Source organism: Gordonia sp. DT30 (assembly GCF_049844915.1).
Lineage (GTDB): Bacteria > Actinomycetota > Actinomycetes > Mycobacteriales > Mycobacteriaceae > Gordonia.
Window position 1 is genome coordinate 47,389 of record NZ_JBNCLY010000006.1, and the last position, 16,664, is coordinate 64,052.

The 16,664-nt window shown below is 66.3% G+C and carries 19 protein-coding genes; 9 read left to right on the forward strand and 10 right to left on the reverse strand.

Annotated elements, in window-relative coordinates; translation table 11 throughout:
* The first annotated feature begins 223 nt into the window (after positions 1-223).
* The 3 genes from secY to map are packed head-to-tail and all read left to right on the forward strand — an operon-like array spanning position 224 to position 2,928.
* Positions 224-1,546 (forward strand): preprotein translocase subunit SecY, encoded by a 1,323-nt coding sequence (gene secY / locus ACLQ3C_RS07900; protein WP_425704501.1) that lies wholly within the window; start codon positions 224-226, stop codon positions 1,544-1,546.
* On the forward strand, positions 1,543-2,097 hold the full coding sequence (locus ACLQ3C_RS07905) for an adenylate kinase (protein WP_425704502.1): 555 nt from the start codon (positions 1,543-1,545) through the stop codon (positions 2,095-2,097). Before secY ends, ACLQ3C_RS07905 begins: the two co-directional genes overlap by 4 nt.
* A 36-nt stretch (positions 2,098-2,133) precedes the next feature.
* Positions 2,134-2,928 (forward strand): type I methionyl aminopeptidase, encoded by a 795-nt coding sequence (map, locus tag ACLQ3C_RS07910; RefSeq protein WP_425704503.1) that lies wholly within the window; start codon positions 2,134-2,136, stop codon positions 2,926-2,928.
* A 26-nt stretch (positions 2,929-2,954) separates the two neighbouring features.
* Here the strand turns inward: map and ACLQ3C_RS07915 are convergent, their stop codons facing one another.
* The 7 genes from ACLQ3C_RS07915 to ACLQ3C_RS07945 form a co-directional block, all read right to left on the reverse strand.
* Positions 2,955-3,617: a TetR/AcrR family transcriptional regulator gene (locus tag ACLQ3C_RS07915; RefSeq protein ID WP_425704504.1), complete on the reverse strand. Its 663-nt coding sequence runs from the start codon at positions 3,615-3,617 to the stop codon at positions 2,955-2,957.
* A 258-nt stretch (positions 3,618-3,875) separates the two neighbouring features.
* The gene (locus tag ACLQ3C_RS07920) at positions 3,876-4,091 is read right to left on the reverse strand and encodes a ferredoxin (RefSeq protein WP_425704505.1); all 216 of its coding nucleotides are present in this window, start codon (positions 4,089-4,091) and stop codon (positions 3,876-3,878) included.
* Complete coding sequence (locus ACLQ3C_RS07925; protein ID WP_425704506.1) at positions 4,051-5,214, reverse strand: NADH-ubiquinone oxidoreductase-F iron-sulfur binding region domain-containing protein; 1,164 nt, start codon at positions 5,212-5,214, stop codon at positions 4,051-4,053. Before ACLQ3C_RS07925 ends, ACLQ3C_RS07920 begins: the two co-directional genes overlap by 41 nt.
* On the reverse strand, positions 5,211-5,777 hold the full coding sequence (locus tag ACLQ3C_RS07930; protein ID WP_425704507.1) for a ferric reductase-like transmembrane domain-containing protein: 567 nt from the start codon (positions 5,775-5,777) through the stop codon (positions 5,211-5,213). Before ACLQ3C_RS07930 ends, ACLQ3C_RS07925 begins: the two co-directional genes overlap by 4 nt.
* Positions 5,774-6,775: an FAD:protein FMN transferase gene (locus ACLQ3C_RS07935; protein WP_425704508.1), complete on the reverse strand. Its 1,002-nt coding sequence runs from the start codon at positions 6,773-6,775 to the stop codon at positions 5,774-5,776. Before ACLQ3C_RS07935 ends, ACLQ3C_RS07930 begins: the two co-directional genes overlap by 4 nt.
* Positions 6,772-7,254 (reverse strand): hypothetical protein, encoded by a 483-nt coding sequence (locus ACLQ3C_RS07940; protein ID WP_425704509.1) that lies wholly within the window; start codon positions 7,252-7,254, stop codon positions 6,772-6,774. Before ACLQ3C_RS07940 ends, ACLQ3C_RS07935 begins: the two co-directional genes overlap by 4 nt.
* A gap of 19 nt (positions 7,255-7,273) precedes the next feature.
* Entirely contained in the window at positions 7,274-8,497 is a 1,224-nt protein-coding gene (locus ACLQ3C_RS07945) for an oxygenase MpaB family protein (protein ID WP_425704510.1), read from the reverse strand.
* A gap of 223 nt (positions 8,498-8,720) precedes the next feature.
* Between ACLQ3C_RS07945 and ACLQ3C_RS07950 the strand changes: the two genes are divergently transcribed.
* From ACLQ3C_RS07950 to ACLQ3C_RS07965, 4 genes are all read left to right on the forward strand, one after another.
* Complete coding sequence (locus ACLQ3C_RS07950) at positions 8,721-9,638, forward strand: carbohydrate ABC transporter permease (protein WP_425704511.1); 918 nt, start codon at positions 8,721-8,723, stop codon at positions 9,636-9,638.
* Positions 9,639-9,727: 89 nt separating this feature from the next.
* Positions 9,728-10,570 carry a carbohydrate ABC transporter permease gene (locus ACLQ3C_RS07955; protein WP_425704512.1) on the forward strand — a complete coding sequence of 281 codons (843 nt, stop codon included), beginning with the start codon at positions 9,728-9,730 and terminating at the stop codon, positions 10,568-10,570.
* Positions 10,571-10,643: 73 nt separating this feature from the next.
* Complete coding sequence (locus tag ACLQ3C_RS07960) at positions 10,644-11,954, forward strand: ABC transporter substrate-binding protein (RefSeq protein ID WP_425704513.1); 1,311 nt, start codon at positions 10,644-10,646, stop codon at positions 11,952-11,954.
* Complete coding sequence (locus ACLQ3C_RS07965; RefSeq protein ID WP_425704514.1) at positions 11,954-13,021, forward strand: ABC transporter ATP-binding protein; 1,068 nt, start codon at positions 11,954-11,956, stop codon at positions 13,019-13,021. Before ACLQ3C_RS07960 ends, ACLQ3C_RS07965 begins: the two co-directional genes overlap by 1 nt.
* 20 nt (positions 13,022-13,041) lie before the next feature.
* On the opposite strand, the gene fdhD is transcribed toward ACLQ3C_RS07965, so the two are convergent.
* Complete coding sequence (gene fdhD / locus ACLQ3C_RS07970) at positions 13,042-13,914, reverse strand: formate dehydrogenase accessory sulfurtransferase FdhD (RefSeq protein WP_425704650.1); 873 nt, start codon at positions 13,912-13,914, stop codon at positions 13,042-13,044.
* A gap of 157 nt (positions 13,915-14,071) precedes the next feature.
* On the opposite strand from fdhD, the gene ACLQ3C_RS07975 reads away from it, so the two are divergent.
* Positions 14,072-14,767, forward strand: coding sequence for a hypothetical protein (locus ACLQ3C_RS07975; RefSeq protein ID WP_425704515.1), 696 nt, complete (start codon positions 14,072-14,074; stop codon positions 14,765-14,767).
* Positions 14,768-14,784: 17 nt separating this feature from the next.
* Here ACLQ3C_RS07975 and dtd read toward each other — a convergent pair whose 3' ends face one another.
* Positions 14,785-15,237, reverse strand: a complete 453-nt coding sequence (gene dtd, locus ACLQ3C_RS07980; RefSeq protein ID WP_425704516.1) for a D-aminoacyl-tRNA deacylase — start codon at positions 15,235-15,237, stop codon at positions 14,785-14,787.
* Between the two features lie 98 nt (positions 15,238-15,335).
* On the opposite strand from dtd, the gene ACLQ3C_RS07985 reads away from it, so the two are divergent.
* Complete coding sequence (locus ACLQ3C_RS07985) at positions 15,336-16,184, forward strand: LLM class F420-dependent oxidoreductase (RefSeq protein WP_425704517.1); 849 nt, start codon at positions 15,336-15,338, stop codon at positions 16,182-16,184.
* A 2-nt stretch (positions 16,185-16,186) separates the two neighbouring features.
* Here the strand turns inward: ACLQ3C_RS07985 and ACLQ3C_RS07990 are convergent, their stop codons facing one another.
* Entirely contained in the window at positions 16,187-16,582 is a 396-nt protein-coding gene (locus ACLQ3C_RS07990) for a phage holin family protein (RefSeq protein ID WP_425704518.1), read from the reverse strand.
* Positions 16,583-16,664: the final 82 nt, after the last annotated feature.

Sequence of the window (16,664 nt, forward strand, 5' to 3'; positions counted from 1 at the left end):
GTCTCGTCGCAACCGTTGCGGACCTCGGCGTCGGGCGCCCGCCCGGGCCGACCGTCTAGTGTGGTCGGCGTGCGGTGGCCGGGTCGTCGGACGGGCCACGCATGAGCTGCTGTTAGAGTTTCAACGTTGTTGCCCCGCAACCACAGATCAATGTCGATTGCCGAGCACGTGTGCCGGGGGATTCCCGGTCAGAGATGAAGCGTGGTCGTTCTAGGAGGAATTAGTGCTCTCCCCCCTCATCGCGGCCTTCAGGACGCCCGATCTGAGGAAGAAGATCCTCTTCGTCGTCGGCATCGTCGTCCTTTATCGCCTGGGGGCGACTGTTCCCTCGCCGGGCGTGAACTACGTCGAGGTGCACAAGTGCATCGACACCATCAACAGTGGTGGCGGCAACCAGGTCTACTCGCTGATCAACCTGTTCTCCGGCGGCGCATTGCTGCAGCTGTCGGTGTTCGCGATCGGCATCATGCCCTACATCACGGCCAGCATCATCGTGCAGCTGTTGACGGTGGTCATCCCGCGGTTCGAGCAACTCCGCAAGGAGGGTCAGTCCGGCCAGGCCAAGATGACGCAGTACACCCGCTACCTCACGGTGGCGCTGGCGTTGCTGCAGTCCACGGGCATCGTCGCCCTCGCGGTCCGCGGCAATCTGCTGCCGTCGAGCTGTGGCGACAACATCCTCAACAACAAGTCGATCCTCGGTCTGACGATCATCGTGCTGGTGATGACCGCGGGCGCCTGCCTGGTGATGTGGTTCGGTGAGCTGATCACCGAACGCGGAATCGGCAACGGTATGTCGCTGCTGATCTTCGCCGGCATCGCCGCCCGCCTGCCCTCCGAGGGCCGCACGATCCTCACCAGCCGCGGTGGCCTGGTCTTCGGGCTCGTCATCGTCGCGGTGCTCATCATCATCGCCGGCGTGGTCTTCATCGAACAGGGCCAGCGGCGCATCCCGGTGCAGTACGCCAAACGGATGGTGGGCCGAAAGATGTACGGCGGGTCGTCGACCTATCTGCCGCTCAAGGTCAACCAGGCCGGCGTCATCCCGGTCATCTTCGCGTCGTCGCTGCTGTATCTGCCGCAGCTGATCGTCCAGTTGACGCAGAGCTCGTCACAAGCCCCGTCGGGCTGGCAGCACTGGGTGAGCACATATCTGGCCGATCCGAGCAATTACGTCTACATCATCATCTACTTCCTGATGATCATGTTCTTCACGTACTTCTATGTCGCGGTGACGTTCAATCCGGAGGAACGTGCCGATGACATGAAGAAATACGGCGGATTCATCCCCGGTATCCGACCGGGTCAGCCGACGGCGGACTATCTCGGATATGTGCTGAGCCGCATCACTCTGCCGGGGTCGATCTACCTCGGTATCATCGCGGTGCTGCCGAACCTGTTCCTCGAGATCGGCAACAGCGGCGGCGTCCAGAACCTGCCATTCGGTGGTACGGCAGTGTTGATCATGGTCGGCGTCGGACTTGACACGATGAAGCAGATCAACAGTCAACTGATGCAACGCAAGTACGAAGGATTCCTGAAGTGAGACTTGTTATTCTCGGCCCGCCCGGAGCAGGCAAGGGCACCCAGGCGGAGCTGCTGAGCGAATCGCTGGGCATCCCGCACATCTCCACCGGTGACCTCTTCCGGGCCAACATCTCACAGGGAACCGCCGTCGGCATCGAGGCCAAGCGCTATCTCGACGCCGGAGATCTGGTTCCGTCCGAGATCACCGTCGACATGGTGCGCGCCCGCGTCGGTGAACCGGATGCCTCAAAGGGCTTCATCCTCGACGGATTCCCGCGTTCGACCGAGCAGGCCGACGCGCTCAAGGACATCCTGGCCGGGCTCAACACGTCGCTCGACGCGGTGCTGTCGTTTGTGGTGGACCCCGACGTCGTCGTCGCCCGCATGCTCGCCCGCGGCCGCGCCGACGACACCGAAGAGGTCATCCGCAACCGGATGGCGGTGTACGACACCGAGACCGCGCCACTACTCGACTACTACGGCGATCAGGTCAAGACGATCGACGCCGTCGGCGACATCCAGGACGTGCACCAGCGTGTGCTGAGCGCACTGGGCGCCGGCGTCTCCTGAGCGCCATCCTCACGAGCACCGATCACGGTCACCGGTATGGGAATTCGTAAACGCAAGCGCGTGCCGTTCCGTAGTTCGGGCGAGCTCGATGCGATGGCAGCAGCCGGCGCCGTGGTGGGTGCGGCGCTCGTCGCGGTACGGGATGCGGCCGCGCCCGGGGTGAGCACCCTGGAACTCGATGAAGTTGCCGAAACGGTCATCCGCACGGCCGGGGCCGTTCCGTCGTTCAAGGGCTACCACGGCTTTCCGGGCTCCATCTGCTCGTCGATCAATGATGTCGTCGTCCACGGAATCCCCTCGGACACAGTCATTCTCGCCGAAGGCGACCTGGTGTCGATTGATTGCGGTGCGATCCTCGACGGGTGGCACGGTGATTCGGCATGGTCGTTCGGGGTCGGTGAACTCGCACCCGCCGACGCCGAGCTGTCGGAGGCGACCCGCCTGTCGATGGAGGCCGGTATCGCGGCCATGATCGACGGGGCCCGGCTCACCGACATCTCGCACGCCATCGAGACCGGGACGCGCGCGGCCGAGCGAAAGTTCTCGCGCCCCTTCGGAATCGTCGACGGCTACGGCGGTCATGGCATCGGCCGCGAGATGCATATGGAACCGTTCCTGGCCAACGAGGGTGCACCTGGACGTGGGCCGCTGCTGGTCGTCGGGTCGACGCTCGCCATCGAACCGATGCTCACCCTGGGCACCACCGAGACCACTGTTCTCGACGACGACTGGACCGTCATCACCGACGACGGAACGCGGGCCGCGCATTGGGAACACACGGTCGCGGTGACCGAGGACGGTCCCCGGATTCTGACAACCCGGCCGAGCTGAGCGCCAAGCTCCTGTCCGATGCCCGGTCAGGCCGGCCCGTCGAGCAAGGGCACCAGTAGCCAACGCGCCAGGTTCGCCATCTGCCCCTCGTCATCGACGTCGACGATCGAGCTCGGGATGGCCAGAAACGACGCCGACATGCGGACCATCACTTCGGCGACCAGGTCGACGTCCACGCCGGTTCCGACATGGCCTGCGGTCTGTTCCCGACGGAGCTGGTCGGCAACGAACTGCCGGACCACCGACACCATCTGGCCGCCGTCGCCGATCATCGAGCTGGCAAGGATGTGTGGATCGGCGAGAAGCAGGCCGCCGAGCACCGGATTGTTTCGCATGGCCCGCAACGAGCTGGTGAATCCGAGGACCACGCGATCAGAAACCGTCGGTGCGGCCTTGATGTCGACGAGGAATTGATCGAAGTACTTCCGGAATTCCAGCAGCGTGACCGCTTCGACGAGAGCGTCCTTGTTGGGGAATCGCCGGTAGATGGTCACGCGTGCGACGTTGGCCCGCCGTGCCACGTCTTCCATCGAGGACAGCCGGATCCCGAAGCTGCTGAACTGCTCTCGAGCGGCATCGAGTATCCGATTGCGGATATCGTCTTCGCTGTTGCCCTGATCCACGGGATCGGTGAGGACCCGCTTGAGCAGGGCGGCTGCGCGCGGATCGTGTTCATCGATGGACGTCACGTGAATCTGGTCCTTTCTCCGTCGGCATTTCGCACTATATGCGCATATGGGGTATATCGGCACTGGCCCGTCAGCGGTGTGTTGGCCGGCCGGCCGACGTCGCCGGCCGGCCGGTCTCGGCGTCAGAACAAGGAGATCAGATCGAGCTGGTTCAGGAAGTTCTGTATCAGAACCCAGATGTCCATTGCGTTCCTTTCTTCTGGTGGTGAATTCTACTGACGGTGAATCGCGCGTGCGGACGCATGACTCGTGACCGGGTCATCGCAGCGCCCCGGTGGGACATAGCCGGATCGCGGCGCGGACCGCTCGGGCATCGGCGGGTGCGTTGCCGATGATCGGGTATCCCCAGTCGTCGAGCCGGATCGAATCCGGGAGGAGTTGTGCGCAAATTCCTTTTCCGGTGCATGCGATCCGATCGACGACAACCGCCTGATCAGACGCGTGCGTGTCGGCGTGCGGGGTCCTTCGCGACATGGGGTGTTCTCCGTTCTTCCGGTAGATTGCCGAATCCGGGCTCCGGCGAGGGGGTTTCGGGCAGTGGCCGATGATGGCGTCCCGCAGGTGGGGACGGTCGCCCGAATACCGTGAGGGCCGAGGCGAGAAGGTCGGCGACGCCGTCGGGAAAGCGGCACGCGCCGCGGCCCGGCAATTCGGCGACTCGGCGGGTCATCCGCGCCATGACGTCCGGACCGGCTCCGGCCCGCAGCCCGGCGACGTCGGCGGCGAGTGCGGGCACCCCGAACATGCATGGGCCGCACTGGCCCGCGGTCTCGCCGGCCGCATAGTCGAGGGCGATGCTCACGTCGTCCCAGGGGTCGGTCCGCGCGTCGATCAGCCGCACGGTTCCCGCTCCGGGGCGAATTCCGTGAACTGCCAGTCCATTACGCGACCACACCGTCTCCGGTGCGGTCCGGCCGGCCACGAACCCGCCGCTCAGCCCGCCGAACCAGAGTGCTTGTACCGCAATGGTGGAACCACCACCGAGTGCAAGAATCTCGGTCGTCGCCAGCCCCGCCTCCGCGGTGTGGACACCGGGGTGGGCCACCCCGTTGACCAGCGTGACCAACCGGGGCCCCGGCTCGGCATGCGTTCCATACGAGCGGAACCAGCGCACGCCGTGGTCTGCGATCTGGGCTATCCGCCACACGGTTTCGGCGTTGAGAACCAGTGTGGGACGCAGGCGGCGGCCGGTCTGGGTGCGGGCGCCCGCCGTGACGGGTACCGAGCGCATGAGCGGTCGGGCGCGGCCACCGTGCGCCAGCGCCACCAGTGCCGACTCCTCGGAGGCGACGTAGCGGTTCGGGACCTCCATGGAGTCGGCTCCCGCACGATCGAGAAGTCTCGACGTGGCCGAATCCCGTTGAGCTGCTATCCGAATCCGACGGCAGTCCAGCAGTTCGGCGCCGGCGAGAACATCGTCGAGGTGGTGGGCGATGACCCAACCGTCCTTGCGCGCATCCAGCTCGCCGTCGCATGCGTTGATGATGAGGTCCGCGCGATGATGTTCGGCGAGCTCGACCTTGCGTCCGGTGGGGAAGTCGGCGCCACCGCGGCCGGTGAGGCCGGCCGCGGTCAGAAGATCTGCCAGGGCGCTCACGTCCACTCCCCGGATGCGATCTCGGCGCGTCGCCGGCGGTCGGGATCGCGGACACACAATCGGCACCCGGCAGCGATGCCCATCACCGCAGCGCAGACCACGGTGACGATACGGAATGCGGGTTGGTCGTCGGCCGACATCATGAATCCGTGGACCGCCGCACAGGCCGCGAGCGCATAGGACAACCAGTGCACGGCGCGCCAGGTCCGATGCGACATGTGCAGGCGCAGAACCGATGTGACGAGGACGAGCACGAACAGGTCGAAGGTCACGGTGCCCACGCCCACCCAGATCCGGTGGTAGCCGGCGAGGAAGGGCACCAGCATCGTCAGCCGGCCGAGGTTCACATATGTGTCGAGGACGGCGAGAAGAATGTGGGTCAGGACGAACACGACGGTGCCGATCCCGACTATGCGATGCAGCCCCACCGTGACCGTGGGTACGGCCGTATCCGGCCGGACGCCGATGGCGGCGACGACTCCCAGTACGACGACCACGGTCAGCAGTACCAGCGCAACGACTCCGCACGCACGCGAGGCGAACCACATCCACGGGGAGCTCATGGCATCGCGCTCCCGGTGAGGTCCGGGGCCGGCACGCGATCGGGCATGTCCGGCCACCCGGGGGTGGTGATGATGCGTCGGTCGGTGGATATCAGACAGGCCGGAATCTCGCGCTCGCACAACCACTGTGGCGCCCCGGCGTCGTGGATGATCGCGGCCGTCGACGCCGCGTTGGCCTGCACCGCGGTCGGCGCGGCGCACGTGATCTGGGCCCATCGCGTCGCCGCCGGCCCTCCGGTACGCGGATCGATGATGTGGTGTTGGCGGCTGCCGTGGTGGTGCCACGTGCGCAACAGGGTGGACGAGGTCGCGAACGCCTGCCCGGTACCGCGGACCGCCCCGACGTCGATGTCGTCCGGGCCGCGCACCCCGATCGCCCATCCGCCCATCGGCACATCGCCCGCGACCGCGATGTCGCCACCCAGATTCACCAGAAAGCCGCCCTTGCCGTGGCGGGCGAGTTCGGCGGCGATCGTGTCGGCCGCCCAGGCCTTGGCACTCGCACCGAGGTCCAGGGCGACACCTGCGGTGATGGTCAACCGGCGCCGTTGCTCGTCGAAGGTCAGGCGGTGGGGAACCGGCGGCCCGGCCGCGACGGGGCTCCGGTTCTCGGTGTCGGCGGCCGGGCGGGCGCGCACGACGGCGAGGTCGTCGTCGTAGCCGCAGGCGGCGAGGTCGGCACCCAGCGATGCGCAGACGAGGCCGTCGGTAAGTCGTTCGGTGTGCACCGCGGCCGAAAGGCACGCCGCCAGAACGCGTCCGACGGCAACGCTGAGGTGCGCGTGCGGGTCGGTGTGGGCGAGTGCGGCGCTGATGGAATTGATTTGTGCCAGTTCGGAATCGGCCCGAAACCGTGAGGCGGCACGGTCGAGTTCGGTGAGTCGGCGTCGGGTCAGCGCGGTCGCCTCGGCGAGTGCGTCGGCCACGGTGGCGACCACGGTGACCGAGGTGCCGATCGCCGGGAACGTCGTCGACGAGCCCACGTGGTGTCTGCTCATGATCCGGAGGTGTGCGCCTGCGGCGGCTCGACGGTTGCGGTCACCGTCGGTGTCGGCGCCCAACCGCCATTGTCGGCGGTGGCGGGCGCCTGTTGCGTGGGGTGGGGGACGGGGGCGGGCTGTGGTGCCACGTCGGTGTCGACCGGTGGTGGCGGTTCGGCCTCTGTCGGAATATCCGGTGGCACTGCAGAAGTCGTCGGATCCTGAGGGTTTGCCGCAGGGGTGGTCGGTGCGGTGCTCGTCGATGGGCGGCCCGCCGCTCGCCGGGGCGGGGTGGTCGCGGGAGCCGACGCGGACCGGCCGTCGGGGGCGGTGTGCGTCGGCGCCGGCGTCTCGATCTCCTGCGGTGCCGGCACCGGATCGGCCTGCGCGTATTGCGCGGCCAGTTCGGTCACCAACCCGCCGACGGCGATCGTCGCAGCGCCGAGAACGCCGACGGCCAGAAGTCTGGTCCGCGTGATCGGGTCGGTCTGCCTCATGTCGCTGCCTCGGTTGCGGTCAGAAGTGCCGGTTCGCGGTGGGGATCTCGATGCTGATCGGCATCCGCAGTTCGGAGATGTACCAGAGGACGAACTGGCGCAGGAACTCGTCGAAGAGCCAGTAGGCGTTCTCGGCCGGCGGTACGACACCCAGGACGCCGGAACGGATCTGGACGAACGGGGACCAGGCGGCCTCCAGCAGCGGACTCCACACCGGCTCGCGTGGCACCTGAATCCAGTCGGCGAGTTTGTCTCCCATGATGAATCGGGTGAACGCTCCGAGGATGGGCTTCGACAACAGGCTCAGGTCGAGGTCGTGGCCGAGTTCCAGCAATTGTTCGGCCAGCACGGTGCCCTCGGGTGTCGGCCCGAGGACCGGGGTGAGAGCCTGCGCGGCCTGCGAATCGGCCTGGTGCCAACTGGCCGGAAGGTACTCGTCACCGATCCCGAGGAAGTGTCCACACAACTGCCAGCTGTGCAGGTAGCCGTCGGACTCGTTCTTCGGGATCGGGATCTTCCACTCGACCATCTTCTGCATGATGGTGGTCGGCAGGCTGTGCCAGGTGACCATGAGGTCCTCCTGACTGATCGGCGTGACGTGCGCGGGCCAGTGGGGGGCCTGGGGCAGCAGATGCCGCACGGCGGAATGGATCATGCGCGTCTTGACGCAGGTCACGATCATCTCGCCGCCGGGATCGTAGGCATTGACCGTCCCGATGTCGTAGCCGAGTTTCGCGGTCTTGGCGATGCGATCCTTGAAGTACAGGGGGCTGCCGCCGCGCGAGTAGTACACCGCGCGCGCCTCGTTCGGGATGACGGTCGCCATCATCCCGCTCGCGAACGCGTAGAGCACCGAGATGAGGGTGTCCTGCTTCTTGACGAAGGTGAACGAGGCGGCGAGCTTGCGCTTGTCGGTCCAGGCAGGCAGCGTGCGCGCGTCTTCGAGGAAGTCCCGGAGATTCGACGGCAGCGATCTCGGAACCGGCTGATCGTTGAAGACCCAGCCCTTCAGCGCCTTGTTGATCGCGGGCACGTCGTGATGCTCGATCATATCGGCGATCACCGCATCCGCCTCCGGATCCCACAGGTTCCGGGGATCGGCACCGCTGCCGGAACCGACGACCGATCCCGCCGGGGACCACGACCACGGCTGAGCTCTGGCCGGCTTCGCGCCGAAGGCCGCCGCCCCCGCGACGCCCAATGCCCCCGTGGCGCCCACCCGCAGGGCGTTGCGTCTGCTCACTCCACCACTCACCCGAGACCCCTCTTCGACGATTCAGAGATGGAGATACAACTCACGTCTCTATGTATCTCCGATCGAAGCACAGGTGCCGCGTCGGCACACCGGGTTTTGAGACATTTTCGGGGAAATAACGCCGAAGCCCGCTCCTGCTGGACACCTGGCGATCACCTGCGCACAACCCGGCCGTCCGGTTCCGGCCAGATTCCGGGTGAATGATCGCGGAGTGCAATCGGTCGATGAACATGTGCTGCCCGACACCGGCCGACGCCGGCCATGGAAGTCCTATGGTCTGTTCGTCGCCATCGTCGGGCCGAACCTCGCGTTGCTGGCGGTGTTCACCTACCGTCCGCTGATCGAGAACATCCGGATGTCGTTCTACGACTGGAACATCTCCTCGCCGGGTGCAACGTTCGTGGGGATCGCCAACTATCGCGAATGGTTCACCCGTGCCGACACCTGGACGATCGTGGGCAACACCGTGGTATTCACCGTGGTGGCCGTCGGCGGGAGCATGGTTCTCGGTCTGGGCCTGGCGCTGCTGCTCGACCGCCGGCTCAAGGGCCGCAACCTCGTGCGGTCGGTGGTGTTCGCGCCCTTCGTGCTGTCCGGGGCCGCGGTCGGCATCGCCTTTCAGTTCGTGTTCGACCCCAGCTTCGGCATGATCAACGACCTGATGCACCGGTTGGGGCTCGGCTCGGCCCCGGACTTCTATCAGCAGCCCCACTGGGCACTGTTCATGATCACCGTGACCTACGTATGGAAGAACCTGGGCTACGCGTTCGTGATCTATCTCGCTGCGCTGCAAGGCAAACGGGCCGACCTCGACGAGGCCGCCGCCGTCGACGGTGCGTCGGGCTGGACGCATTTCCGCAAGGTGCTCCTGCCGCAACTGCGGCCGACCACGTTCTTCTTGTCGATCACCGTGCTGCTCAACTCATTACAGGTGTTCGACATCATCAACGTGATGACGCGCGGCGGGCCGCTCGGCAACGGCACCACCACCATGGTCTATCAGGTCTATGAGGAGACCTTCCGCAACTTCCGCGCCGGATACGGTGCGACCGTCGCGACGATCATGTTCCTGGTGCTGCTGGTCATCACCGTGGCGCAGGTCCGTCTCATGGATCGGACCGGGCGATGATCACCGTGTCGCCGGCACGGCGCAGCAAACCGGACCGCACCGGAGCGGGTCACCGCGATCGGGCCGCGCCGCGATCACCACGATCTCCGATGGCGGTGACGCAACGGCGTCGACTCATCGCGGGCCGAACGTTCGGCTACCTTGCGATGCTGGTGGCACTGGCGGTCGTGGCGGTGCCACTCGTGTGGATTCTGCTGGCTTCGTTCAAGGACCGCTCGGAGATCTATGTGCAGCCCGCGGTGTGGTGGCCCTCGACATGGCATCCCGAGAACTATCGCGAGGCGACCACGTCGGTGCCGTTCTGGCTGTTCCTGCGCAACTCCCTGATCGTCACCGCGGTGCTGGGTGCGATCAAATTCGTGCTGGGCGTCCTCAGTGCCTACGGCCTCGTCTTCCTGCGATTCCCGGGTAAGAACATCGTGTTCCTGGTGATCATCGCGGCGCTGATGGTTCCCAACCAGATCACCGTCATCACCAACTATTCGCTGGTCGCCCAACTCGGACTGCGTAACACCTTCGCCGGCATCATCGTGCCGTTGGCGGGGGTGGCATTCGGAACGTTCTTGATGCGCAACCACTTTCTGTCGATTCCGCCGGAAATCATCGAAGCCGCCCGCCTCGACGGGGCCGGGCACATCCGGTTGCTCACCCGCGTGGTGTTGCCGGTGTCGATCCCCACGATGGTGGCGTTTGCGCTCATCACACTCGTCAACGAGTGGAACGAGTACCTGTGGCCGTTCCTGATGTCCGACGACTACAGCGTCGCCACCCTCCCGGTGGGGCTGACCCAGTTGCAGAACAACGACGGCGTCACCAACTGGGGCCCGGTCATGGCCGCCACCGTCCTGGTGATGCTGCCGATGCTGATCGTGTTCCTGGTGCTACAACGCCACATGATCAAGGGCCTGACCTCGGGCGCTGTCAAAGGCTGACCCACCACACCAGACGGTGGACACCGCACCCGTGGTGTCCATGAAAGCTGTTCGGAAAACAAGGAGAACTGAAATGGTCGAAATCTCGCGACGCGGCTTTCTCGCCGCCGGGGTGACGCTGGCTGCCGGAATGGCGGTGGCCGCGTGTGCGGGAACGGGGAGTTCCGACAGTGGGGGCGGCGACCCCAAGAACCTGACGTTCTGGTCGAGCCATCCAGGCAAGTCGACCGAGGTCGAACGTGAGCTCATCAAGCGCTTCGAGGCCGCCAATCCCGACATCAAGGTGCAGCTGATCGATGCGGGCAAGAACTACGAGGAGGCGGCGCAGAAGTTCAATGCCGCACTGTCGGGCGGCGCGTTGCCCGACATCATCATCCTCAGCGACGTCTGGTGGTTCAATTTCGCGCTGATCGGTGCGATCGCCCCCCTCGACGATCTCTTCGGTGCGGCCGGGGTCAATCCGTCGGGTTACGTCGATTCCCTTGTCGGGGACTACAAGTGGAACAACAAGACGTGGGCGCTGCCGTACGCCCGGTCCACGCCGCTGTTCTACTACAACAAGGATGCGTGGTCGCGGGCCGGTCTGCCCGATCGCGGTCCCGCATCGTGGCAGGAGTTCGGTGAGTGGGGACCGCGCATCCAGTCCGCGGTGGGCTCCGGCAAGTCCGCGCACGGTTGGGGCAACGCCGTCGACTACCTCGGCTGGACGTTCCAGGGACCCACCTGGACCTTCGGCGGTGCCTATTCCGATGCGTGGGACCTGAAGTTCACCGACCCGAAAACCGTTGCTGCTGCGCAGTATCTGAGCGACTCGATCAACAAGGACCACTACGCGAAAATCTCCAACGACATCGCGGGCGACTTCAGTGCAGGACTCATCGCCTCCACCGTTGCCTCGACCGGCGACCTGTCCGGCATCACCAAGGACGCCAAGTTCGGCTTCGGAACAGCCTTTCTGCCCGCGCCGGGCGGGATTGCCGGATGTCCCACTGGTGGTGCGGGACTCGCGATTCCGGCTCGGAACTCACAGGAGCGCAAGGTCAATGCGCTGAAGTTCATCGACTTCATCACGAATACGGCGAACACCTCGTACTTCTCGCAGAATGTGGGCTACATGCCGGTGCGCAAGGCGGCGCTGACCGATCCGTCGATGGTGTCGTTCCTGACGACGAACCCGAACTTCCGAACCGCCATCGAGCAACTGCCGAAGACCAAGCCGCAGAACTACGCCCGGGTGTTCGTACCCGGCGGCGACAAGGTCATCGGCACGGCGTATGAGAAGTTCGGTCTGCAGAATGCCGATGTAGCCGCGACCATGGCCGACACCCAGAAGCAGATCCAGCAGATCTACACCACCCAGATCCAGCCGAAGCTCCCGAAGTAATGGCGTCGGTCACCTATGCCAAGGCCACCAAGCGATTCGGCGACGGCGGGCCGGCGGTCGATGCGCTGGAACTCGAGATCGGCGACGGCGAGTTCATGGTGCTGGTGGGCCCCTCGGGCTGTGGCAAGTCGACGAGCCTGCGGATGGTGGCCGGACTCGAATCAGTGGAGTCCGGTGCCATTCTCATCGACGGCACCGACGTCGTCGGGTTGCCGCCCAAGTCGCGCGACGTCGCGATGGTGTTCCAGAACTACGCGCTCTATCCGAACATGACCGTCGCCGACAACATGGGCTTCGCGTTGCGTAACGCCGGGATGAGCAAGGCCGACACCGCGGCTCGCGTGGCCGAGGTCGCGACCATGCTGGAACTCGATGCCCTTCTGGACCGCAAGCCGGCCAAGCTCTCGGGTGGTCAGCGTCAGCGCGTGGCGATGGGCCGGGCGATCGTGCGGCAGCCCAAGGTGTTCTGTATGGACGAGCCGTTGTCGAATCTGGATGCCAAGCTGCGCGTGAGCACCCGGGCCCAGATCGCGGCGCTGCAGCGCGAACTCGGCACCACCACCCTTTACGTCACCCACGATCAGGTGGAGGCGATGACCATGGGCAGTCGGGTGGCGGTGCTCGATCACGGTGTGCTGCAGCAGGTCGCGACGCCGCGCGAGATCTACCGGCGCCCGGCCAACGTGTTCGTTGCCGGATTCATGGGGACACCACAGATGTGTCTGGCCGATCTCGAACCGCACGGCGGGTTCGCCGAGTTCGGTGGAGCGCGGCTGCGGGTGCCCCACGGGGCGGGCCGGGGGGTCGTCGCGGGGTTGCGCGCCGAGGCGTGGGAACTCACGACACCGGGCACGCCCGGATCGGTCACCGCCCGGGTGGAGTTGATCGAGGAGCTCGGTGCCGAGCAATTCGTCTATGGCGCAGTCGATGTACCGCTACGCGACGGGCGGGTGGTGGTTCGCGCCGGTCACCGGCAGAGCTTCGTCGTCGGCGAGCAGATCGGCCTGGTGCCGGTGCCCGAGGAGATCCACTGGTTCGACGGCGACACCGGGTTGCGGCTCGACTGACGGCGCCGGTATCGGGGCCCTCAGCGGCCGCGCGCAACGGTGGGCGCGGCCGCTGATCGGCTCTGCTGCAGGCGCACCCGATCATCGCGGGTGTAGAGGACCATCGAGTCGCCCCGGACGAAGCCGACCAGGGTCATGCCCTGCGCTTCGGCGAGGTCGGCGGCCAGTGACGACGGCGCCGATACCGCGCAGAGCATCGGGATACCCGCCATCGCGGCCTTCTGGACGAGTTCGAAACTTGCCCGGCCCGATACCTGGAGTATGCTGCCGCGCAACGGAAGTCGGTCCTGCGCCAGAGCCCAGCCGACGACCTTGTCGACCGCGTTGTGGCGTCCTACGTCCTCCCGGATCACCAGCGCATCGCCGGTGTGGCCGTCGAACAGTCCGGCCGCGTGCAGGCCTCCGGTCTTGGCGAACGCCTGCTGCCCGGCGCGCAGGCGTTCGGGAAGCCCGAGCAGCGTGTCGGCGTCCACGCACAGCGGATCGTCGGCGACGCCGAACCGGGAGATCGTTGTCACCGACTCGATGCTCTCCTTGCCGCAGACGCCGCATGCGCTGGTGGTGGCGAAATGCCGGGTGAGCGACGGGGCCGGAGCCGCCACTCCCGCGCCGAGGGTGACGTCGAGGACGTTGTAGCTGTTGGTGCCCTCCTCGGTGGCACCCGCGCAATACCGCGCCACCGCGATGTCGTGCGCACCGGCGATCACGCCCTCCGACACGAGGAAACCGGCGGCCAATTCGACGTCATGGCCGGGGGTCCGCATGGTCACCACGAGCGGCCGGCCACCGACCCGGATCTCCAAGGGTTCTTCGACCGCCAGCATGTCGGCCCGGGCGTCGGACTCACCGTGGCGCACGCGTATCACGCGCCGTCGTGCGGTGATACGTCCCATGGCCGCCAACTTACCGGCAATCCGGCGCTCGGCGTCGCCGGCCATCCACCGCGAGGCCGCGCCCAATATCTGTGGTGGCACCTGCTGTGGATGGACTGACGCGCGTCAGCGGTATGTCGGTTTATGGTGAATCGCACCAATTATGCGGGGGGCTGACATGACCTATCGGGGGACCGAGATGACGCCAACGGGTCCGGCTGCGGCCCGAAGCCGGTATGGGCCGGACCAGTACGGGCCGGACCAGTACGGGCAGGACCAGTACTGGCAGCCGGTGGGCGGTGCGCCCATGGCACCGCAGCCGGCGCCGTACTTGCCGCAGTCCTATCGCCCTCGACATCCGGCTCCGCAGCCGTACCCGACGGGTGGGTTCCCGGAGGCCGGTGGAGCCGGCGACGGCGCGCAGCCCGGGCGGATGCCGTTGCGCATGACGGCGGTGCCGTGGATCGTTGCCGTCGGCGCGCTGATGACCGCGATGGCTGCGCTCGCGGCAATTCTGGTGGTGCTCAATGACTCCGGTGCTGCGAGCGGAAAGCCGTCGCCGGCCGCCGACGAGCGCGCGGTGCGCACGACGATCGAGGACTACGCGGCCGCCCTCAACGCGCGCGACGTGCCCAGGGCCAAGGCCCTGGTCTGTCCGGAATCCGAAGGACTTCGTGATCTGCTCGATCGCGCCGAGCAGTACTCCGTTGGCCGCTCGGGCGGAAATCTGCAGTTGACGGTCGACGTCGCCTCGGTTCACATCGCAGGCGACCGCGCCACTGCGGCGGTGGTGATCACCTCGGCCGGCCGCGATCGGCAGACCTCCATCGGGCATGCTCGCCGCGCCGGTCGCTCCTGGTGCCTGCTCGACTAGGACACCGGCCCACCTGGTTACACCTCCAGGCTGATCGTCACCGGCCCGTCGTTGACCAGCTGCACCTGCATGTGTGCCCTGAATCGTCCGGTGGCGACCGTTGCGCCGGCTGTGCGGAGGGCGTCGACGACGGCCTCGACGAGCGGTTCGGCGACCGGGCCCGGGGCGGCGGCATTCCACGAGGGGCGGCGGCCCTTGGCGGTGTTGGCGTACAGCGTGAACTGGCTGATCACGAGAATCGGTGCATCGACGTCGGCGGCTGCGACCTCCCGCGTGTCGCCGGCACCATCGAAGATGCGTAATCGCCAGATCTTGTCGGCGAGCGCGTTCGCCTGCGTGCGGGAGTCGTCATGGGTGACGCCGATCAGTGCGACGATGCCCTGGCGGCCGTCGGCGAGTCCGAGTTCGCCGACCGTCTCGCCGCCGACGACCACCTTCGCCGCCGACACCCGCTGGATCACTGCACGCATGGACACCACGCTATCGGTCGCGCGGCTGAGTTCGCCGTCTGCCAGGGACGCGTGCGCCACCCGGAATAGGGAAGGGGTCCGTTGAGGTTGGCCAGCACATGACCGATTCGGACAAGACCGCGCACATCGAGCGATTCGGGCGCCACGGGGTGTGGGGATGGTTCGGCCGGTTCTCCGCCGATGAGGTTCGTGAGATCGAACGCCTCGGCTACGGCACCATCTGGCTGGGCGGTTCGCCCACCGATCTACGGCCGGTCCGCAAGGTTCTCGAGGCCACCGAGAACATCACCGTCGCCACCGGCATCGTCAACATCTGGAATACCGACCCGCGGGCGATCGCCGGTGAATTCCACGAGCTCGAGCAGGACTTTCCCGGCCGCTTCTACCTCGGGGTCGGGGCCGGTCACCCGGAGGCCACCGCGGAGTACACGACCCCGTTCGAGGCCGTCGGAAACTACCTCGACGCCCTCGACGACGCCCGCGTACCGGTCAACCGCCGACTGCTCGCGGCGCTCGGGCCGCGGATGCTGCGGTGCTCGGCCGAGCGCAGTCTGGGCGCGCATCCGTATCTGGTCCCGGTCGCCCACACCGCCGAGGCCCGGAAGGTGCTGGGGGAGGGCGTGTTACTCGCGCCGGAGCACAAGGTCGTGCTCGACACCGATCCCGCTGCGGCTCGTGCGGTGGGCCGCCCGCCGGTCGACGACCCGTACCTGCATCTGCGCAACTACACCTCGAATCTCAAGCGCCTGGGCTACTCCGACACCGACATCGCCGACGGCGGAAGCGACCGGCTCATCGACGCATTGGTCGCCCACGGGGATGCCGCACGGATTCGGGCACAGGTCGACGAGCATCTGGCAGCCGGCGCCGATCACGTGGCCATCCAGGTTCTGGGCTCGAACAGTCCGACCGAGCAACTGGCGGCGATCATCGCGGCCGGCTCCTGACGCTACTGCACCGGCTCCTTGAGGATCATCGAGATGAGCCAGCTGACCACCGAGATCACCAGCGCCCCGAGGATCGCCGACCAGAAGAAGTGATCGACCTGTAGCCCCCAACCGGTGGTGTTGTGGGTGATCCACGAGGTGAGCTCGAGCATCAAGGCATTGATCACGATGTGGATCAGGCCGAGCGTCAGGATGTAGAGGGGGATGGCGAAGATCTGCACGATCGGTTTGATGAATGCGTTGATGACCCCGAAGATCAGCGCGACCAGGACCACGATCCCGAGTTTGATCCCGAAACCCGCGTCGTCGGGAAACAAGAAGTCGAGGCCGGGCACGATCAGTGTCGCGATCCAGAGGGCGAAACCGCTCAGGGCGCTCTGGATCAGAAAGGCGCGCATGTCTCAATACTGTGGCAGCGGGGTGCGAGCAGGCAACCGTGGCAGGTCCTCGTTTGGAGCGTTCTCGCAGTTCGCGTAACAT